Source organism: Paenibacillus sp. FSL H3-0329, assembly GCF_037963285.1.
Taxonomy (GTDB): domain Bacteria; phylum Bacillota; class Bacilli; order Paenibacillales; family Paenibacillaceae; genus Paenibacillus_AQ; species Paenibacillus_AQ odorifer.
In genome coordinates this window covers 6,854,770-6,873,755 of the sequence record NZ_CP150150.1, presented here as the reverse complement: position 1 = coordinate 6,873,755, position 18,986 = coordinate 6,854,770, and the positions used below count along the sequence as shown (strand labels likewise).

Genomic DNA, 18,986 nt, shown 5'->3' with positions numbered 1-18,986 from the left:
AGACTGTCACTCCTTTAAATCTTCCAAATGTGGCATCAGCCATGAAGTGGAAATGTCGAAGAAAATAGGTTGGTGCTGATATTTATCCCCAGTAGGCAATATGAAGAGACAAAAAAATATGGATAAATTTGATTTGTTCACAACTTTATCCACAGCTTGTTGATAATTAAGAGAACAAACAAATCTATTCACATTCAAAAGTAATACCATCATAGCAAAACGCCCCTTATTTTTCAATGAGCAGGGCTATTTTATCCACAAATTCAAGCACTTGTGTACAATTATTAGGAACACCACTACATATTGTTGATAATTTGTTTACGGTTCGACACTTTACGCCAAAGGTTCGATAATTTTATACACAGGTTGTGCTCAACTGTGAGCAGTCGACTTTATTTTTTGATCACAGGTGGATAACTGTCATATCTTGTGGATTACTTTTTTTCTGGGGAGAGTTGTGGATAAACACCTGAGCTTGAGGGGGAGGAACAAGCCGGTTACTAGGTTGACTTTTGCTCATAAAATGTGTTTAAATATATAAAGGTGTTTTCTGTAAGGATATGTCTCGATATATAAAAATGATGATTCTTGTAGATACTGTCCCTACTATAAGGACGGCTTAGTCCGTTTCTGCTTATATGACAGTAATTAAGTTCCTGTAAGGGAGGTGCAATTATGAGACCGACATTTAGACCAAATGTGAGCAAACGTAGTAAGGTTCACGGTTTCCGTAAAAGAATGAGCACGAAAAACGGCCGTAAAGTGCTGGCAGCTCGCCGCTTGAAAGGCAGAAAAGTTTTGAGTGCGTAAGTTAGGCCACTAAGGGACCACTGCGGTGGTCTTTTTTTACTGCTTTTTATTATTATTGCTCTGCAAAAGTCTAGGATCTCGCTTAATGCGCTAGCTACACTTTGCGGGGCTATTTAACGTATATTGAGAAATATTTTGTGAGAAGTTGAAATTATTTTTCCTACTATATATAGAAGCTTAATTTCAGCACAGTGAATGTGGTCGTTTATGGCTGCTTGCAAATGCCTATACTATTAGAAGAAAAAATTCGGAGGGACACTTAAACCGGATTTTTATGAAGGAGATTCCCGTGCACAAAAAGTTACGTTTACGAAACCGTGCCGACTTCAGTCGTGTATACCGCCATGGGAAGTCATTTGCGAATCATCAATTTGTAGTGTATTGGTTTGGCAAAAAAGAGGTAGAGCGATTTAGAGTAGGTGTGTCTGTTAGCAAAAAGGTCGGAAACGCGGTTGTCCGTAACCGTATGAGAAGATTAGTTAAGGAAATCGTCCGTCACCATGAACCCGAGATTGCAGGTGGCTTAGACATGGTGTTTATCGTAAGAAAAGGAGCGCTTTCCATGGAGTATGCAGAGCTCGAAAAAAGTGTGCTGCATGTGCTTCGTAAAGCCAAGCTACTCAAGGCTTCCCGCAAATAAAGGGTGCTTAAGAGGCTTGTTTATTTGTATTCATAATTATGGTATGATTTACGGTGGAATGGAATGTTTAAGAGAGGGGTTTTGAAGTGTCTCTAATGAAGACTAGACGAGGAAAATGGTTTCTCCTCATCACGGTAATGGTGTTGTCGTTAGCTGTTCTGTCGGGATGCGCTCCGTCGACTGCTGTTACGCACACTACGGAGGATTTGAAGAATGGAGGCTTCTGGCAAAGTAATGTAGTGTATTATTTCGCCATTGCCTTGGACAAGTTTGCAGATTGGTTTAACGGAGAATATGGTTTAGCCGTACTTGTGATGGTTATTATTGTCCGCACGTTGATTCTTCCGCTTACTATTAAACAGGTGAAGAGCTCGCGTGCAATGCAAGCCATTCAGCCGGAACTCCAAAAGATCCAGAAAAAATATAAAGACACACCTGAAAAGGTGCAGCAAGAAACAATGCGTTTGTTCCAAGAAAACAAGGTTAACCCAATGGCGGGTTGTTTACCGCTGATCGTTCAAATGCCTATCTTTATCGCTCTCTACAACTCGATCTACTATAATCCACATTTGCGGGAGCACACCTTCTTGTGGCTGGAGCTAGGTAAACCGGATCATCTGTTTATCTTACCAGTGCTAGCAGCATTAACAACATTTATTCAAACTAGAATGATGACCAAAATGAATCCAGTGCAACAACAAGGGCCAATGCAGTTCATGATGATGATCTATCCAGTTCTGATCTTCGTTATGTCGTACAACTTCCCTGCAGCCTTGCCACTATACTGGGTGTACAGTAACCTTTACACTATTATTCAGAACTACTTCTTATACCGCAACAATGATAAACACAAATTGGCAATCGCAAGTGCTGTAAAAAGTACAGATGACTCCAGTCCTGCTCCGAAGAGCAAAGGCGGTAACAAGTCATCGAAGGGAGCCAAAAAGTCAAAATGAGCAAAGTCGTCGCAACAGGGAAAACCATTGAAGAAGCTGTAGAACGGGGACTAACCCAGCTTGGAGTTCAAAAGGACCGGGTAACGGTCAACGTACTTGAGCAGCCATCAAGAGGATTCCTGGGATTGATCGGTGCGAAAGGTGCCAAGGTTGAACTAACCTTGATAGCCGAAGCCGCACCGGCATCAGCGGCGAGTGCTCCGTCACTGCCTCAACAGTCAGCAAGAGAGAGCAAACAGGAGGCCATCGGCGGTGTGCCACGCCAAGATTCCGGACAACCGGTGGAGGAAGCTTACCAAGAAGCCGTTCATTTCATTGTGGATGTCGCTAAGAGCATGGGGCTCGAAGTGGAGGTGGAAATCGTCCACACCAAGGAATCCACGATTCTGCAAATTTCCGGTCCAGATTTGGGACTGTTAATTGGCAGAAGAGGACAAACTCTCGATGCTCTACAGTATTTGGCTAATATTGTAGCTAACCGTTATTCCGACAGTTTTATACGGCTTGTGTTAGATGCAGAGAACTTCCGTGAGCGCCGTAAAAAAACGCTTGAAGAGCTGGCTGATCGTTTAGCCGGACGTGTAATTCGCACTCGTAAAGAGGTTGTATTGGAGCCAATGTCTCCTCAGGAGCGCAAGATTATCCACTCCAGGTTACAGGATCATCGGCAAGTGAGTACCCTCAGTAAAGGCGAAGAGCCAAATCGCCGCGTCGTTATAACCTTGAAGTAAAGACTATATGGATGCAATGACTCCTTGACCAATGTAAGGGGTCATTGTTTTTTTAAAAATAAAAGAACGTTTCTATTCAAAAAATATAAGTTTTGGGGTGAAAAACAGCATGCTTAGTGACACCATTGCTGCCGTATCGACGGCATTAGGCGAGGGAGGAATTGCTATTATTCGGGTAAGTGGCCCACAGGCTATTTCCCAAGTGGCACCATTATTTCGCAGCCGAATTCCATTAACTGAAGCGGAATCGCATACCGTTCATTACGGACATATCGTCAGTCCTGATAGCGGAGAGAAGATGGAAGAAGTGTTGGTAACCGTTATGAAAGGACCACGTTCTTTTACGACCGAGGATGTAGTAGAGATCAGTGCTCATGGCGGTGTGATTTCTGTAAGAAGAGTGATGGACTTACTTCTGCAGCAGGAGATAAGGTTAGCCGAGCCGGGGGAGTTCACCAAGCGTGCTTTCTTGGGCGGACGTATCGATTTATCGCAGGCTGAGGCTGTTATTGATCTGATTCGCTCTAAGTCTGACCGGGCTTTTTCTGTAGCTTTAAAACAGGTTAGCGGATCCTTATCGGATCGAATTCATGCTTTACGCCACACACTTATTGAGATGCTGGCTCATATTGAAGTGAATATAGATTATCCAGAACATGATGTAGAATCCATGACAGCTGAATTTATTAAAGACAAAAGCAGTGAGGTTATGGAGGGAATAACAAAGCTGCTTAAGACATCTAATGAAGGAAAAATACTTCGTGAAGGGATTACGACAGCTATTGTCGGACGTCCGAACGTTGGTAAATCATCATTGCTAAACGCATTAGCTCGTGAGAATAAAGCGATTGTAACAGATATTCCGGGAACAACACGTGATGTAATAGAAGAATTTATAACGATAAATAATATACCGCTTAAGCTGCTCGATACTGCGGGAATTCGTGAAACGATGGATGTTGTTGAGAAAATTGGGGTGGAGCGCTCCAAAGCGGCAGTTAGTGACGCCGACCTGATTCTACTTGTGCTGAATGCTAATGAAGAGCTGCATGAGGATGAATTGGCATTGATGGAACAAATACACGGTAGACAGTGCCTAGTAATCATGAATAAAATGGACTTACCGTCCAAACTGGATAAGGATAAGTTGCTCTCGTTTTTTGAGGAGTCTAACATTGTACCGATGTCCGTTCTGGAAGAGGAAGGTCTAGACAAACTTGAAGATGCCATTTCGACACTCTTTTTTGGTGGAAAGCTGGAATCGGGTGACTTGACATATGTGAGTAATGTGAGACATATAGCCCTGCTCAAAAAAGCCTATAAATCACTTCAAGACGCATACGATGCTGCAGAACAGTATATACCGATTGATATGATTCAAATCGATGTACGGCTCGCATGGGAACAGCTTGGGGAAATTATTGGAGATACAGCAGCTGACTCTTTGTTAGACCAAATATTCTCACAATTTTGTTTAGGAAAATAAGATTCACGATTTAATATAATTTCAAGGGGGAAACAGGACATGAGTTATGATGGAGGCAACTATGACGTTATCGTCATTGGCGCTGGTCATGCTGGCTGTGAAGCAGCACTGGCTGCAGCCCGGATGGGTTGCAGTACGTTAATGATCACAATTAACCTGGATATGGTTGCATTCATGCCCTGCAATCCGTCCATAGGCGGACCTGCCAAAGGACATGTAGTGCGTGAAATTGATGCGCTTGGCGGAGAAATGGGCCGCAATATAGATAAGACATTCATTCAACTGCGTATGCTGAATACAGGTAAAGGACCAGCAGTACATGCTTTACGTGCACAAGCTGATAAATTCCTTTATCAACATACAATGAAGGAAACTATGGAGAAAACGCCTAATTTGACACTTCGTCAAGGGATGGTTGAGCGTTTAATCGTTGAGGATGGACGTTGTGTAGGTGTAGTTACGAAGACTGGCACCGAATACCATAGTAAGACTGTTATCCTGACAACAGGTACTTACCTGCGCGGTAAAGTGATTATGGGTGAGCTAACATATGAAAGTGGACCTAACAATCAACAGCCATCCGTGAAGCTTTCTGAGAATTTGCGGGAGCTTGGGTTTGAATTGGTGCGTTTTAAAACAGGTACTCCACCACGTGTACATCGTGATACGATCGATTTCTCTAAGACAGAAATTCAACCAGGGGACGATGAACCGAAATTCTTTTCGTTCGAAACGAAATCATCCGATAACGAACAGCTTCCTTGTTGGTTAACGTATACCTCTGAGGTTACTCATCAGATTATTAATGACAACCTTCATCGTGCGCCGATGTTCACAGGTATTATCGAAGGAACTGGCCCACGTTATTGCCCTTCTATAGAAGATAAGGTCGTAAGATTCAGTGATAAATCTAAGCATCAGATCTTTTTAGAGCCAGAGGGAAAAAATACATCGGAATACTATGTACAAGGTCTGTCCACTAGTCTTCCTGAGGATGTACAGCTAGCTATCTTACGTTCCATCCCCGGTATGGAAAAGGTAGAGATGATGCGTAACGGCTATGCTATTGAATATGATGCAATGGTTCCTACACAGCTATGGCCATCTCTTGAAACTAAACGTCTTCCAGGTCTGTTCACTGCTGGACAAATCAATGGCACTTCCGGTTATGAGGAAGCAGCAGGCCAAGGGGTTATGGCTGGAATTAATGCAGCACGCAAAGTGCAAGACAAAGAACCCGTAATTCTAGATCGTTCACAGGGATACATTGGTGTACTCATTGATGATCTCGTGACTAAGGGAACGAATGAACCTTACCGTCTGCTTACTTCACGTGCAGAATATCGTTTGTTGCTTCGCCATGACAATGCAGATCTAAGACTTACACCTATCGGTTACGACATTGGTTTGATCACACAGGAGCGTTTCGATAACTTCACAGATAAGAAAGAACGGGTGGAGCGTGAAATTGTTCGTCTGCAAGAAACAAAGGTTAAACCTGTTGATGTAAACCAAGTACTAGCGCAATATGAATCGGCACCTATTGTAGATGGCAGTAATTTGCTAGTTCTGATGCGGCGCCCAGAGCTTGTATATAGTTTTGTTGATCAAGTATCACCATCACCAGAGATGCTGGATGCAGAAATGAAAGAGCAAGTAGAAATCCAAATTAAATATGCCGGATATATAGAAAAACAACTTCAACATGTGGAGCGCCTGCAAAAGATGGAGAAGAAAAAAATTCCAGATGACATTAATTATAATGAAATCCATGGATTAGCGATGGAAGCGCGGCAGAAGCTGACTAAGATTCACCCGATCTCTATCGGGCAGGCTTCTCGGATTGCGGGAGTTACACCTGCTGATATTTCCATTCTTCTTGTATATCTTGAGCATTACAACCGGGTAACCGCGGCGAAAGGATAAGCTATGGATAATACGGAAGTTCAATTCACACAACTATTACAGGAACGAGGCATATCCCTTACAGCAGAACAGTTAGCACAATTTGATCTGTATTATAAGGAACTCGTATCCTGGAATGAAAAAATGAATCTCACGGGTATAACTGAGCGAGAGCAGGTATATACAAAGCATTTCTATGATTCTATTTCATTAGCTTTTTTCCTTGATATTAACGAGGTCACCAATCTCGCAGATATCGGTTCAGGAGCTGGTTTTCCAGGAATTCCACTTAAAATATGTTTTCCTCATTTGAAGCTAACGATTGTTGATTCGCTCAATAAACGAATTTCATTTCTGCAGCATGTAAGTACGACATTGGGATTAACTGATGTACAATTGATCCATGGGCGGGCAGAGGATGTCGCGCGCAAGTTCACTCATCGTGATGCCTATGATTTGGTTACAGCACGTGCGGTAGCAAGACTGTCTTTATTGAATGAATTTTGTCTTCCCTTCACACGCAAAGATGGGGTGTTCGCTGCAATGAAGGGCAGCGATCCTTCAGAGGAATTAAGCGAAGCTAAGTACAGCTTAAAAGAGCTTCGTGCTGAACTCAGCAAAGTGGAGTCGTTCAGCTTACCAGTGGAGGAGTCGGATCGACATATTGTTATGATCCGTAAGACAGGAGCAACACCAGCTAAATATCCAAGAAAAGCGGGAATTCCTGCCAAAACGCCATTGATGAAATAATGTTTCACGTGAAACATTGCCGATACTCAAAGTTCCTTTAGGAGCATTCCCTTTGAACAAAGGGAATGCTCTTTTTTTATGAAGATGATGATAACAAAAATCGATAAATATCAATTTAGATGAAAATTAGATTTATAAGCTGATTTGGTTGTGCACCTGTAAAAATGCAGGAAAAATAGGTCTTTACGGAGAATATGATTATGTAGAGAAAAGTGATAGAATAGCATAGTAGACTTTAATTTTGTATATAACTCCTTCTCTGTACTCTTGTTCGAAAGAAGGAGAGATTATGATGCCTGTTCATTACAGGTAATTCCATAATATCAGAATGTTTTAGATTGCTGTACGATATGCTTTCCGTGAAGAAGGTCAAGAAGATCGTACTATAACGAAATTAGGTGGTTATGAACGGAATGAAAGAACAATTTACCAAGCTATTTGGGTTTAACGAGCGGAGCAGCGGAGAAGAAATCAAACAAATACCAGTTCATGAGGTCGTTAGCAGTCCTTACCAACCACGGACTATATTCGATGATGACAAAATTGATGAGTTATGTCAGACAATTAAAACTCATGGTGTCATTCAGCCTATTGTTGTACGTATGCGAGATTCTATATATGAGATCATCGCAGGTGAACGGCGCTGGCGGGCAGTTAAAAAGCTTGGTTTAGAGACGATCCCTGCTATTGTCCGTGAGTTCAATGATTCGCAGGCTGCATCTATTGCGCTCATAGAAAATCTACAGCGTGAAGGTTTGACCTCCATAGAAGAAGCTGTCGCTTATCAGAAGTTAATTGATCTTCATCAATTAACACAAGAAAGCTTAGCACAACGCTTAGGCAAGAGTCAGTCGACTATAGCGAATAAGATTCGTTTACTCCACTTACCTGAAGAGGTTAAGACAGCATTGATGGAACGTCAGATTTCCGAAAGACATGCGCGTTCACTCTTATCACTGGATAGTGTGGAAATGCAATTAAAAGTTTTGGCAGAGATTATTGCAAAAGGATTAAATGTTAAACAAACGGAAGCTCGTATTGCTTTCTATAAACAAGTCTCACAAACTAAAAAGTCAAAACGGGTCTCCTATACCAAGGATGTTCGTCTAGCTCTTAATACAATTCGTCAATCTATTGATATGGTGTCAGGCTCAGGTATGGAAATCAAAACGTCAGAAAATGACCGTGGTGACCATTACGAGATTGTAATCCAAATCCCCAAAAGATAAATTGTTTCAAAAGCTGAAGGCGGCCTTAAAGTGATTGGCCGCCTTTTGTGTGACTTGAACCAGGATGTATTGCTCAGTCCTGCATTTTAGAGTTTTAGCCTATATAAAGTAACATAGTTTGGCCGTTTGTACTTGCGATCTACGAGAAGATTCTTCCTAACTATTCGAGGTGAAATTAGTGTCCAAGATTATTGCCATAGCAAATCAAAAAGGCGGTGTCGGTAAAACAACATCCTCTGTGAACCTAGGTGCCGGTATGGCTACATTAGGAAAAAGAGTGCTTCTAGTTGATATCGATCCTCAAGGCAACACTACCAGCGGCGTTGGCATCAACAAGGCGGACGTAGCGAATTGTATATATGACATTCTCATTAATGAAGTAAATCCTCTAGAAACGATACTTGAAACTCAAAATGAAGGACTGCACATCATTCCAGCGACTATTCAATTAGCAGGGGCGGAGATCGAATTAGTATCAACGATTTCCAGAGAGTTGAAATTGAAAAAAGCCTTAAATGCGGTTAAAAATAATTATGACTATATCATCATTGATTGTCCTCCATCCCTTGGGATTTTGACGATCAATTCCCTTACAGCTGCTGATTCGGTAATCATTCCGATTCAATGTGAATATTATGCGCTCGAAGGGTTGAGTCAGCTTTTAAACACCGTGCGTCTAGTGCAAAAAAATCTTAATCCGCATTTGAAAATAGAGGGAGTATTATTAACCATGTTGGATGCCCGTACGAATTTAGGGATCCAAGTCATCGAAGAGGTTAAAAAGTATTTTCAGGAAAAAGTTTACAGAACTATCATTCCTCGGAATGTCCGCTTAAGTGAGGCACCGTCTCATGGACAATCCATTATTACTTATGATCCTCGCTCAAAGGGAGCAGAAGTGTATTTAGAGTTGGCAAAGGAAGTGATTTCTTATGAGTAAACGTTTAGGGAAAGGTCTGGATGCTCTGATTCCTTCTTTATCTATTAATGAAGATGATAAGGTAGTAGAAATCCCATTAGCTCAATTGCGAGCTAACCCTTATCAACCACGCAAGGATTTCAATGAAGAAGCAATCCAGGAATTGGCTGAGTCTATCAGACAACATGGCGTGATTCAACCGATCATTGTACGGAGTGTTTTGAAGGGGTATGAAATCATTGCCGGGGAACGCAGATTCCGGGCTTCGCAATATTGTGGTAAACCTACGATTCCAGCAGTCGTAAGAAATCTAAGTGATCAACAGGTTATGGAGATCGCCCTGATTGAGAACTTGCAACGTGAAAATTTAAACGCCATGGAAATCGCAGTTGCTTATCAAGGTTTGATGGATCAATTTTCACTCACACAAGAAGAGCTATCTCTGAAAGTTGGGAAGTCCAGATCACACATCGCTAACTTCCTAAGATTGCTTACTTTACCGGAAGAAGTAAAAGAATATGTTTCACGTGGAACAATGTCTATGGGACATGCGAGAGCTATTGTTGCCTTGAAAGATCCGGAAGTTATTAAACAATTGGCTGAACAATGCGTGGAACAGCAATGGAGCGTAAGAGAGCTTGAAGAAACGGTGAAAAATCTGGATCGAAAGCCGACGAACGGTACAAAGATTAAAGTTGTTAAACGTGATCCCTATATTGATAATGTAGAGGAAGTATTGCGTGAACGGTTTAAAACAACGGTTAAGATAAAACAAGGTAAGGAAAAAGGGAAGATTGAACTGAATTACTACAGTGCGCAGGACTTAGAAAGACTGTTGGAATTATTGGGTAACTAAATGGGTATCTATGCCAAGAACATATCCTGAGCTATCCGTAATCGGATAAGTAGGGGTATGTTTTTTCAAAATATAAGGATGTATAAAGTAGAGCTGAATATTATCCTTATATTTTCTACAGATAAGGTTATTATCAATAAAGGGTGACAACGTTATTTCTTCTTAATGAAAAAGAGTATGAGACGAGGAGCGGGGTTATGGAAGACTTCGTATATTTGGATCATGCGGCTACGTCCTGGCCTAAACCTCCAGAGGTGGCAGCTGCGATGATGAATGCTTTGCAGTCGGGAGCAAATGCTGGTAGAGGAAATTATTCGCTGGCCATGGGAAGCGGACGGGTGTTGGTGAGAGCCCGGAGTTTGCTGGCGGAGTTGTTTGGGGTTTCTAATGCACAAGACATAGCGTTTACCCAAAACACTACGATGTCATTAAATATGGCGATTAGAGGTACGCTCAAAGCAGGGGACCATGTAATCTCCACAATGACTGAACACAATTCTGTGCGGAGACCTTTGGAATATTTACGTAAGTCACTAGGAATAAGTGTTGATTATCTGAAGGTGGATCGGGCGGGTCAATTGGATTTGAAGGAATTGGGCAAAACGTTTCGACCAAACACTAAAATGGTAATTTGTAATCATAGCTCCAACTTACTAGGTAGTATACTTCCCATTGGTGAAATCGGAGATCTAACTAAAGCAAAGGGTGCTATATTTCTAGTGGATGCTGCTCAAAGTGCAGGCTCGCTTGATATTGATGTAAAAAAGATGAATATTGACTTATTAGCTTTTCCTGGGCATAAAGGATTGCTTGGACCACAAGGGACTGGTGGACTCTATATATCACCTGAATTGGATCTCGAGCCCTTAATGCATGGAGGCACAGGCAGTCAATCTGAGAATAGTGAACAACCCTCCGTTCGCCCAGATCGGTATGAAGCGGGAACGCAAAATGCGGTAGGAATTGCTGGTTTACTAGCCGGTGTTCAAAAGGTAAAATCGATAGGGACAACCGTTATCCACGAAAGAGAGTGGAAGCTGACTCAACTGCTGATGGAGGGGTTGTCCCATATTCCAAACATTAAACTATTAGGACCCACATTAGGGGCTCCGAGAACTGGAATTGTGTCGTTTGTAGTGGATGGGGAAGAATCGGCGAATATAGCTCACCGTCTAGATCGTGAGTATAAAATAGCCGTCAGAGCGGGTATGCATTGTACCCCGCTGGCACATAAGGCTGTTGATACACTAGAAAGTGGTGCTGTTCGGGCGAGTGTAGGCGTAGATACAACAGAGCATAATATAAGCAGAATGCTAGCTGCTATGGATGAGTTATATGGCTGATGCCCGCAGCAGATAAATAAAAAGGATGGTCCATTCATGTCTGAAATGAATCAATTAATTAATGAACAGTTGCAGTGGTTTGTGTTTGGTTTCGTAGTAATTATGCTAGTACTGATAGTGACTGTAATCGCCCAGGGAGCTAAGCTGCGGACTATACGGCGCAAATATGAGGCCATGATGGCAGGAAGCGGTGTGGAGGATCTGGAAGGCCTTCTGGTTGATCTGAAGAACCAAAGCGACATGCTGGAAGAAGAACAACGTGAGCAAAAAGCGTTGATAGAAGCTACCCAAGTCAAAATCCGCAGCATGAAGTCAAATATCGCTCTCAAGCGTTATAATGCCTTCGGTGAACGTGGTAATGATTTGAGCTTCTCGGTGGCTATTCTGGATGACAATAGCAGTGGCATTGTATTAACCAGCCTTCATAATCGTGAGAACTCATATATTTACTCCAAGCCTATGCAAAATGGGGAGTCACAATATGCCTTATCGCCGGAAGAGAAAGAAGTTATAACTCTCGCGTTGCAGCAGAAGTAGCATGTAGGTTCCATTGTTTTAAAGCAGAATATAGACTTGTAGCGATAATATCAGATAATCGCATGACTAGACTTAGCCGTGTATTCTGCAATACGAAATACTCCATAAAGCCGCCGACATTAACGATTCCAGTCAAATGGATATCCCCAACCGGCGGCAATTGTTTATTTACGCCAGCTCCTGGTCTGAGGGGGCCTTCAACGACTTGGATGCAGCCAACACTAGTAGAGTGACCTAAGCAGGCATCTATTCCGATGACAAACGGGTTATTATATTTTTCATTAATTAGCGACAAAGTCTCTTCAAGATTGACGGCATGAACCGGTTCCTCAAGGGTACCGTATAAATGAAACAACGGGCTATGAAAACGGGATAATGCAGTACCAACAAGAGGACCGAGAGAATCTCCGGTGGAGCGATCAGTGCCTACACAGATGACGATAATTTGAGTCTCTGGACGCGTGCGTGAAAAGTGAAAAAGTAGCCGATGAGTAATTGCGGAATAGATATCGGGATCTGTATGTGATATTTTTAAACAGGACGTTTCTTGCGCTGCTGTAGCCTTGGATGAGGAGTTCATACCATCTTCCTTTCTAAAGGTGATTCTATTTGTTGGTATCTAGTATATGGATAGAAGAGGGGTTTTATACTACAGCAGCAAGAGATAGGACGATAAACCTATGGAGAGGCTTGACGTATATGCAGGATGAGATGTTAATAGCGTTTGACTCCACCCAGCAGGCGCTTCGTGCTGAAATGCTGCTTGAGTATGCTGAAATAGAAATTGATATATTTCCAACTCCGAAGGAAATCACCGCAGGCTGTGCAATTTCAATTCAGTTTTTTCAAAATGCGCTGGAAGAGGTAAAAAAGATTATAGTTGAGCAAGAAATAGAAATACGCGGCATCTACGGAAAACACAACGAGAACTACATACTGATTTAGGGGTAGGGAGGAGTACATGCGATGAATATGTGGATACTGGAGGCTGATACACCCGGTGCGGATACATTAAAAGATGCCATTCGCTTTAAAGATAAGGTGTGGAATTGGTTTACCGATGCTGATATGTGGGCGGATGTATTATTTGCGGGTCTACGGATTCTTGTTATTTTTCTCTTAACCCGGGTTATTATTAAAATTGTTTCTAATATTATTGATCGTTCGCTTGAGCGTAAAACCGGTGGCAGACTTCTGTCCAACACACGAAGGTTTACTACGGTTGGGGAATTGATGAAAAATGTAGTGACAGTTATCTGTAATTTTGTGATGATCATGCTCGTGCTTTCTGAGTTCCACTTCGATTTGGCACCATTGTTGGCTGGAGCGGGTGTACTTGGTTTAGCAGTAGGTTTTGGGGCGCAAAGTTTGGTGAAGGATGTTATTACAGGTTTCTTTATTATTTTAGAGGATCAATTTGCAGTGGGTGATGTGATTCAAACAGGTACCTATAAAGGAACTGTAGAATTAATCGGACTGCGAACAACCAGGCTGTTAAGCACAACTGGAGAAGTATTTATTATCCCGAATGGATTAATCACGAACGTGACCAATTATTCTCTCTCGAATGCATTGGCTGTAGTTGATGTTCCTGTAAAAATGGAGCGCAGCTTGGAGGCCACGCTAGGTTTGATTGGAGAAGCGTTAAAGGGAATAGAAGAGCGTAACTCTAATGTGCTTGCTTATCCTAATGTGCTCGGTATACAGTCCATGAGTACTTCGGAATATGTAATTCGTATAGCGGCTAGCTGTTTACCCAATGCAAAAGAGGTTGCGGAGAGACAGATTCAGAATGATATTAAGCAGGCACTAGAGAAACTAAGCAGTCTAGAGCAGGCTCAAGCTGCTCAAGCCGAAGAGGAAGCTCGTTTGAAGGCAGAAGAAGAAGCAAAGGTTGAAATTGAACTGGGAAAAACAGAAAATGAGCAGGAAGTATCGGATACGCCTGACACTCGATCAAGACGCCAAATCGCAGCTACACAAGAGGGGAAAAAGGGGGAAGGGTAGTGGAACGTAAAGTTTTTCAGCTTGGAGATATTGTACAGATGAAGAAACAGCACCCTTGCGGTTCTAATGAGATGGAGATCATTCGTATGGGGATGGATATCCGCATTAAGTGTACAGGATGTCAGCACAGTGTTCTGATTCCCCGGGCGAAATTCGAGAAGAATATGAAGAAGGTACTGCGTTCTGCAGAGGGAAATACAGACAATAATTAAGCTTGCAAATGGCATGTCTGCATGATACAATTATTTTTGCTGCGGAGAGGTACCCAAGAGGCCCAAGGGGGCTGACTCGAAATCAGTTAGGCGTGTCACAGCGTGCGTGGGTTCGAATCCCACCCTCTCCGCCACTTCAGCATAATATAACATTTTAATGAATCCTTCGTTCCTGTAACGGAGGTTTTTTTGTGTCCAATGAGCTGTTTGCAAAAGATCATAACATGCAAAAAGAAGGGCCCTTTCGGGTCCTTCTTTAAGAGGCAGTACATCAATGATGTTGGAATTTCTCTGTATATAGCTACTAAAGTGATTTAGGCGTTGCTGAGGTTACTGCTTTTTAGACAATAACCCACTACTATTCCCAGCTAACAATAGATGCTGAATCAGATATCCTGTGATTGTGTTCGTCTACGACGGCCAACGGAACCACACCTCTCTTTTGTACTGCCTGAGAATAGTATGGTGTAATGTCGTTTTTTTATACACATTTATTTTTAATTAATGTACACGTGCTTTTTCAACCTTTTTCCACTTCCGATTTTTGTTACTGGTCTCGGGGAAGGTATCCCCTTTTTCCATTTTAATATGCTGTGGATTCTGAATTTCGGTATGGAAGCTTCGCGCTTCACCTACCTCTGTATACATGCCTGGATTGGGGGCTTTGTCGCCTTTTTCATATTCCGTCTTTTCGCCCATCATTATCGCTCCTTCCTTAAGTGCAGATGAATTCACTGATTATTGTGCGCAGGTAGGGTTTTTTTCATGTAAAAAGAGGGTGGAGGGTTGTCCGGTATTAATATTGCTTGCACTCTGCTGCTCGTTTTGGTATATTAATCAGGTGCGAGTCTATGTTTGTGCTCGTTCCTTGCTCCTGACGTGATTAGGGGCCTCAGACCATAAGGAGGTGAAAATTATGCGCAAATATGAAGTGATGTACATTATTCGTCCTGACATTGAACAAGAAGCTGTTCAAGCAGCAGTCGATAAATTCCAAGGCATCATCTCCAATGGCGGGGAAATTACAAAGCACGAAGTGCAAGGTAAACGCCGTCTTGCGTATGAGATCAAGAAATTCCGTGATGGCGTTTATGTTTTGGTTAACTTCAATGCAGAACCTGCAGTAGTTACTGAATTAGAACGTCTTATGAAGATTTCTGACGAAGTTATTCGTTATCTCATTACGAACGACGTTGCTTAAGATCTTGACAAGCTTTGTAATGAATCGCTCTAAAGGAGGGGACCAGAATTGTTGAACCGTATCATTTTGATCGGACGGTTGACCCGTGACCCGGAACTTCGTTATACTCCCGCTGGTGTTGCCGTAACTCAATTTACGCTTGCCGTAGATCGTAACTTTACGGGCCAGAACGGTGAACGTGAGGCAGACTTCATCCCGGTTGTTACCTGGAGACAGCTAGCAGAAACCTGTGCCAATTATTTGCGCAAAGGTCGTCTGACAGCAGTGGAAGGACGCATCCAAGTGCGGAACTATGAGAATAACGAAGGTAAACGTGTATACGTAACTGAAGTTATTGCTGATAATGTTCGTTTCCTGGAATCTTCACAAAGCCGTGAAGGTGGAAATACTTCAAGTGGTGCAAGTAGTATGCCTGAAGAGCCAGCATATGGTGGCGGTGGTAACGCTGGACGCGGAAATAACAACAATAATTTCTCGCGTAACAACAATACTCAAGATCCTTTTTCGGGCGATGGTAAACCGATTGATATATCGGATGATGATTTGCCATTTTAATTAGGAAGGACTGAAAAGAATATGGCTTTTAAACCAAGAGAAGGCGCTGACAACGACAAAAGACCAGCACGTCGTGGTGGACGCAACAAGCGTAAAAAAGTTTGCTTTTTCACTGTGAACAAGATTACTCACATTGATTATAAAGATACTGAACTTCTTAAGAAGTTCATCAGCGAACGTGGAAAGATTTTGCCACGCCGTGTAACAGGTACAAGTGCAAAATACCAACGCGCTCTTACCATTGCTGTAAAACGCTCGCGTCAAATCGCGTTGCTTCCTTACACAACGGAATAGGACGTTTTATAGAAGCAGTCGGGAAACCGGCTGCTTTTTTTGTTGTGAAAAGCCAGCGTGCGGATTACGTTTGACGTTCAATCTGGAATGTGTTAAATTACAGCTATCCTATAATAAAAGGGGAAATATTGATGTTGGTGACCGTTCTTAACTAGCAATTTCATAACACTGGATTAGGAAGGCTTTAGCAGGCTCGTCTTTTGGCGTTTACGTGCTCTATTTGAGTCCGTCTCGCACAGATGTCTGTTGTTCCTAACGGTGGATGATTTAGTTAAGAACACACGAAGCGTCATATGGCCTCTTTACGGCTATTGTTCTCTTTGTAATTAACCGTGCTCTTAGAGCACGGTTTTTTTGTTTTTCGGCCACCCTGGCTTTTATAGGGGGACCTTAAAACGCCAGAGAACAATAGTATAAAAAGAAGGGCAAGGACTGCCATAGTGGCATTCTTTGTCCTTTTTGCGTTAGGGAGATTTTGTTCCAAAAAAATAGTTAGATCAATAAGGAGGATTTGCTGTGAATTTACAAAGTCTAAACACGTTGGAATACGAAATTATTAAAACCGAGCTTAGCCGTCATGCGGTATCTTATGTAGGAAAGAAAACTGTAGAAGAGCTTATGCCTATGACCTATTTGCCTTCCATTCAAAGAGCGATGGAGGAAACGTCTGAAGCTAAAGAGCTGCTGGAGCGGGGGTCCAGTGTACCGATTCCTTCATTAGAGGGGATTGAGTGGATCATGTCACTAATGGGGACTGGATATCTGTACAGTGAGCAAGACTTCACTGCAGTGGCTACATTTCTAAAGAGCTGTAGTCAATTGCGCAAATATATGGCTTCTAAAGAGCAAAGTGCTCCCCGGATTGCTGCTTATGCCTCCTCGCTGCTGGAATTAAATCATGTGCGGGAAGCAATTGACCGCTGTATCCGCTTTGGGGGAATTGATGATGGAGCTAGTAAGGGGTTAGAGCGGGTTCGTAAACGGATTGGCGTAGCTAAAGAACGTCTTCATAAAAAAATTGACGGGATCATGTCGCGCCATCAATCGATTTTGCAAGAGAATATTTATAGTCAGCGTGGTGGACGTTACGTTATCCCCGTAAAGCGGGAGTATCATAAGCAAATAAAGGGATCGGTACTTGATCAATCCACAAGTGGACAGACGGTGTTCATCGAACCAGATGAGATCGCCTCCATGCAGATTGAGCTGGATTTGTTATTAGGAGAAGAGGCACGTGAAGAAGCTGTGATCCTCAGTATGCTGACCAGCATGGTAGAACAGGAACAAACTGCACTGCGCCTAAATATCGAGGTTACAGGCACCTATGATTTTATTTTTGCCAAAGCAAAATATGCACGAACGCTGGGAGCATCTGAGGTTACTCTAAATGATAGGGGTTTTCTAAGGATGAACGGAGGCAGACATCCCATGCTGCAGGGCATGATTCCAATTAGCCTGGAGATAGGGAAGGGATATAAATCCCTAATCATTACAGGTCCAAATACAGGCGGGAAAACGGTGGTGCTCAAGACCCTCGGGCTGCTGACCCTCATGGCTCAATCGGGGTTGTTGATTCCGGTCGAGGAGGGGAGTGAGTTTACGGTCTTTACGGATGTGATCAGTGTAATCGGAGACGGACAAAGTTTGGCCCAATCACTCAGTACATTTTCGGCACAAATGAAGAGTATTGAGGGAATGCTGAGAGATGCCTCTAAAGGGGTGCTGCTGCTCATTGACGAGCTGGCGGCAGGTACAGACCCTGGGGAAGGAATCGCCCTCTCAATCGCCATTCTGGAAGAGCTGAGCCGTAAAGGGGCGAATATTATCGTCACAACCCACTTTAACGAGCTAAAAGCCTTTGCCGCTGCGACAGCCGGTTTTCAAAATGCACGAATGGAATTCGACAAAGAAACGCTGCAGCCGTTGTATCGTCTGACTATCGGAGAAGCGGGGGAGAGTTATGCTCTGCAAATTGCTAAAAAGCTGGGTATCCAGGATAACGTTATCAAGCGATCGTGGGAGATCGTTGAGGCGCAGCAGCAAAGGCTGCAGAAAGGTGATGGGTCGGCATGGGCAAGTCTTTTTAGCAAAGAGGGAGAGAAAGGGAAGACTGCACCTGTTATAGAGGATTTTGAAAAAGAAGAAAAGTCTGTGGAATCACTGAGCGATAAGGAGAAGCAGACCCAGTATGAAATTGGTGATGCCGTTCTTGTAACTTCACTGGGGCGGATAGGAATTGTTTATGAGAAAAAAGATCACTTAGGAATGGTCGGAGTGATGATCCAGAAGCAAAAAATGCGGATTAATCATAAACGTTTAAAGCCATATCTATCCAAAGATGAGCTGTATCCTGAGGAATATGACTTTGATATAATTTTTGAGAGCAAGGATACCCGTAAAAAGCGTAAATTGATGCAGCGTAAGCATGTCGAAGGCCTGAGAATTACGCATAAGGATGAAGAATAATGTAATAAAAGGATCTGCCTATGAGGTAGGTCCCTCTTTTTTTATAAATACTATGAAATATGCGTAAATTCAAGCAGGAGTATAGGCCT

21 protein-coding genes and 1 tRNA gene are annotated in these 18,986 nt (G+C 42.7%); 20 read left to right on the top strand and 2 right to left on the bottom strand.

The features are described from left to right. Positions 1 to 675 precede the first annotated feature (675 nt). The 12 genes from rpmH to NSQ66_RS30290 all read left to right on the top strand — a co-directional run bounded on the left by rpmH (position 676) and on the right by NSQ66_RS30290 (position 12,162). Positions 676 to 810, top strand: coding sequence for a 50S ribosomal protein L34 (gene rpmH, locus NSQ66_RS30345; protein WP_036677745.1), 135 nt, complete (start codon positions 676 to 678; stop codon positions 808 to 810). A gap of 289 nt (positions 811 to 1,099) precedes the next feature. Further along, positions 1,100 to 1,450 carry a ribonuclease P protein component gene (gene rnpA / locus NSQ66_RS30340; RefSeq protein ID WP_036677842.1) on the top strand — a complete coding sequence of 117 codons (351 nt, stop codon included), beginning with the start codon at positions 1,100 to 1,102 and terminating at the stop codon, positions 1,448 to 1,450. A gap of 86 nt (positions 1,451 to 1,536) precedes the next feature. Continuing rightward, positions 1,537 to 2,406 carry a YidC/Oxa1 family membrane protein insertase gene (locus tag NSQ66_RS30335; RefSeq protein ID WP_036677747.1) on the top strand — a complete coding sequence of 290 codons (870 nt, stop codon included), beginning with the start codon at positions 1,537 to 1,539 and terminating at the stop codon, positions 2,404 to 2,406. Beyond that, positions 2,403 to 3,137, top strand: a complete 735-nt coding sequence (gene jag / locus NSQ66_RS30330) for an RNA-binding cell elongation regulator Jag/EloR (protein WP_036677749.1) — start codon at positions 2,403 to 2,405, stop codon at positions 3,135 to 3,137. The genes NSQ66_RS30335 and jag overlap by 4 nt, the downstream gene beginning before the upstream one ends. Positions 3,138 to 3,246: 109 nt before the next feature. Continuing rightward, on the top strand, positions 3,247 to 4,623 hold the full coding sequence (gene mnmE, locus NSQ66_RS30325) for a tRNA uridine-5-carboxymethylaminomethyl(34) synthesis GTPase MnmE (protein ID WP_038573972.1): 1,377 nt from the start codon (positions 3,247 to 3,249) through the stop codon (positions 4,621 to 4,623). 39 nt (positions 4,624 to 4,662) lie between these two features. After that, the gene (gene mnmG / locus NSQ66_RS30320; protein WP_036677754.1) at positions 4,663 to 6,549 is read left to right on the top strand and encodes a tRNA uridine-5-carboxymethylaminomethyl(34) synthesis enzyme MnmG; all 1,887 of its coding nucleotides are present in this window, start codon (positions 4,663 to 4,665) and stop codon (positions 6,547 to 6,549) included. Positions 6,550 to 6,552: 3 nt separating this feature from the next. Further along, positions 6,553 to 7,278, top strand: coding sequence for a 16S rRNA (guanine(527)-N(7))-methyltransferase RsmG (gene rsmG / locus NSQ66_RS30315; protein ID WP_036677757.1), 726 nt, complete (start codon positions 6,553 to 6,555; stop codon positions 7,276 to 7,278). 413 nt (positions 7,279 to 7,691) lie between these two features. Beyond that, positions 7,692 to 8,507: a nucleoid occlusion protein gene (noc, locus tag NSQ66_RS30310; RefSeq protein ID WP_036677760.1), complete on the top strand. Its 816-nt coding sequence runs from the start codon at positions 7,692 to 7,694 to the stop codon at positions 8,505 to 8,507. A 178-nt stretch (positions 8,508 to 8,685) separates the two neighbouring features. After that, positions 8,686 to 9,447, top strand: coding sequence for an AAA family ATPase (locus NSQ66_RS30305; RefSeq protein WP_036677762.1), 762 nt, complete (start codon positions 8,686 to 8,688; stop codon positions 9,445 to 9,447). Beyond that, positions 9,440 to 10,282, top strand: a complete 843-nt coding sequence (locus NSQ66_RS30300) for a ParB/RepB/Spo0J family partition protein (protein WP_036677764.1) — start codon at positions 9,440 to 9,442, stop codon at positions 10,280 to 10,282. The genes NSQ66_RS30305 and NSQ66_RS30300 overlap by 8 nt, the downstream gene beginning before the upstream one ends. A gap of 197 nt (positions 10,283 to 10,479) precedes the next feature. Continuing rightward, a complete protein-coding gene (locus NSQ66_RS30295) occupies positions 10,480 to 11,625 on the top strand; it encodes an aminotransferase class V-fold PLP-dependent enzyme (protein ID WP_038573968.1) in 1,146 nt (381 codons plus the stop codon). Positions 11,626 to 11,661: 36 nt separating this feature from the next. Continuing rightward, a complete protein-coding gene (locus NSQ66_RS30290; protein ID WP_038573966.1) occupies positions 11,662 to 12,162 on the top strand; it encodes a DUF4446 family protein in 501 nt (166 codons plus the stop codon). Here NSQ66_RS30290 and yyaC read toward each other — a convergent pair. Then, a complete protein-coding gene (gene yyaC / locus NSQ66_RS30285; RefSeq protein WP_036677770.1) occupies positions 12,134 to 12,742 on the bottom strand; it encodes a spore protease YyaC in 609 nt (202 codons plus the stop codon). The two genes, NSQ66_RS30290 and yyaC, sit on opposite strands and share 29 nt — an antisense overlap. Before the next feature lie 119 nt (positions 12,743 to 12,861). On the opposite strand from yyaC, the gene NSQ66_RS30280 reads away from it, so the two are divergent. The 4 genes from NSQ66_RS30280 (at position 12,862) to NSQ66_RS30265 (ending at position 14,515) form a co-directional block, all read left to right on the top strand. Continuing rightward, positions 12,862 to 13,107: a DUF3343 domain-containing protein gene (locus NSQ66_RS30280; protein WP_036677843.1), complete on the top strand. Its 246-nt coding sequence runs from the start codon at positions 12,862 to 12,864 to the stop codon at positions 13,105 to 13,107. A 21-nt stretch (positions 13,108 to 13,128) separates the two neighbouring features. Then, entirely contained in the window at positions 13,129 to 14,169 is a 1,041-nt protein-coding gene (locus NSQ66_RS30275; protein WP_076140566.1) for a mechanosensitive ion channel family protein, read from the top strand. Continuing rightward, the gene (locus NSQ66_RS30270; protein WP_036677772.1) at positions 14,169 to 14,381 is read left to right on the top strand and encodes a DUF951 domain-containing protein; all 213 of its coding nucleotides are present in this window, start codon (positions 14,169 to 14,171) and stop codon (positions 14,379 to 14,381) included. The genes NSQ66_RS30275 and NSQ66_RS30270 overlap by 1 nt, the downstream gene beginning before the upstream one ends. 43 nt (positions 14,382 to 14,424) lie before the next feature. Beyond that, positions 14,425 to 14,515 (top strand) — tRNA-Ser (locus NSQ66_RS30265). A gap of 367 nt (positions 14,516 to 14,882) precedes the next feature. Here NSQ66_RS30265 and NSQ66_RS30260 read toward each other — a convergent pair. Next, entirely contained in the window at positions 14,883 to 15,080 is a 198-nt protein-coding gene (locus NSQ66_RS30260; protein WP_036677774.1) for a YjzC family protein, read from the bottom strand. 217 nt (positions 15,081 to 15,297) lie between these two features. On the opposite strand from NSQ66_RS30260, the gene rpsF reads away from it, so the two are divergent. The 4 genes from rpsF (at position 15,298) to NSQ66_RS30240 (ending at position 18,897) form a co-directional block, all read left to right on the top strand. Next, positions 15,298 to 15,582, top strand: a complete 285-nt coding sequence (gene rpsF, locus NSQ66_RS30255; protein ID WP_036677776.1) for a 30S ribosomal protein S6 — start codon at positions 15,298 to 15,300, stop codon at positions 15,580 to 15,582. 48 nt (positions 15,583 to 15,630) lie between these two features. Continuing rightward, the gene (gene ssb / locus NSQ66_RS30250) at positions 15,631 to 16,137 is read left to right on the top strand and encodes a single-stranded DNA-binding protein (RefSeq protein WP_036677780.1); all 507 of its coding nucleotides are present in this window, start codon (positions 15,631 to 15,633) and stop codon (positions 16,135 to 16,137) included. A 21-nt stretch (positions 16,138 to 16,158) separates the two neighbouring features. Beyond that, positions 16,159 to 16,431 (top strand): 30S ribosomal protein S18, encoded by a 273-nt coding sequence (gene rpsR / locus NSQ66_RS30245; RefSeq protein ID WP_036651767.1) that lies wholly within the window; start codon positions 16,159 to 16,161, stop codon positions 16,429 to 16,431. A 516-nt stretch (positions 16,432 to 16,947) separates the two neighbouring features. Continuing rightward, entirely contained in the window at positions 16,948 to 18,897 is a 1,950-nt protein-coding gene (locus NSQ66_RS30240; protein ID WP_076140567.1) for a DNA mismatch repair protein MutS, read from the top strand. The last annotated feature ends 89 nt before the right edge of the window (positions 18,898 to 18,986 follow it).

Excerpts from the sequence above, each read along its gene's own strand:
- rpmH (WP_036677745.1), top strand. The coding sequence starts at position 676 with ATGAGACCGACATTTAGACCAAATGTGAGCAAACGTAGTAAGGTTCAC.
- jag (WP_036677749.1), top strand. The coding sequence starts at position 2,403 with ATGAGCAAAGTCGTCGCAACAGGGAAAACCATTGAAGAAGCTGTAGAA.
- mnmE (WP_038573972.1), top strand. The coding sequence starts at position 3,247 with ATGCTTAGTGACACCATTGCTGCCGTATCGACGGCATTAGGCGAGGGA.
- mnmG (WP_036677754.1), top strand. The coding sequence starts at position 4,663 with ATGAGTTATGATGGAGGCAACTATGACGTTATCGTCATTGGCGCTGGT.
- rsmG (WP_036677757.1), top strand. The coding sequence starts at position 6,553 with ATGGATAATACGGAAGTTCAATTCACACAACTATTACAGGAACGAGGC.
- noc (WP_036677760.1), top strand. The coding sequence starts at position 7,692 with ATGAAAGAACAATTTACCAAGCTATTTGGGTTTAACGAGCGGAGCAGC.
- NSQ66_RS30300 (WP_036677764.1), top strand. The coding sequence starts at position 9,440 with ATGAGTAAACGTTTAGGGAAAGGTCTGGATGCTCTGATTCCTTCTTTA.
- NSQ66_RS30295 (WP_038573968.1), top strand. The coding sequence starts at position 10,480 with ATGGAAGACTTCGTATATTTGGATCATGCGGCTACGTCCTGGCCTAAA.
- NSQ66_RS30290 (WP_038573966.1), top strand. The coding sequence starts at position 11,662 with ATGTCTGAAATGAATCAATTAATTAATGAACAGTTGCAGTGGTTTGTG.
- yyaC (WP_036677770.1), bottom strand. The coding sequence starts at position 12,742 with ATGAACTCCTCATCCAAGGCTACAGCAGCGCAAGAAACGTCCTGTTTA.
- NSQ66_RS30280 (WP_036677843.1), top strand. The coding sequence starts at position 12,862 with ATGCAGGATGAGATGTTAATAGCGTTTGACTCCACCCAGCAGGCGCTT.
- NSQ66_RS30275 (WP_076140566.1), top strand. The coding sequence starts at position 13,129 with ATGAATATGTGGATACTGGAGGCTGATACACCCGGTGCGGATACATTA.
- NSQ66_RS30260 (WP_036677774.1), bottom strand. The coding sequence starts at position 15,080 with ATGGGCGAAAAGACGGAATATGAAAAAGGCGACAAAGCCCCCAATCCA.
- rpsF (WP_036677776.1), top strand. The coding sequence starts at position 15,298 with ATGCGCAAATATGAAGTGATGTACATTATTCGTCCTGACATTGAACAA.
- rpsR (WP_036651767.1), top strand. The coding sequence starts at position 16,159 with ATGGCTTTTAAACCAAGAGAAGGCGCTGACAACGACAAAAGACCAGCA.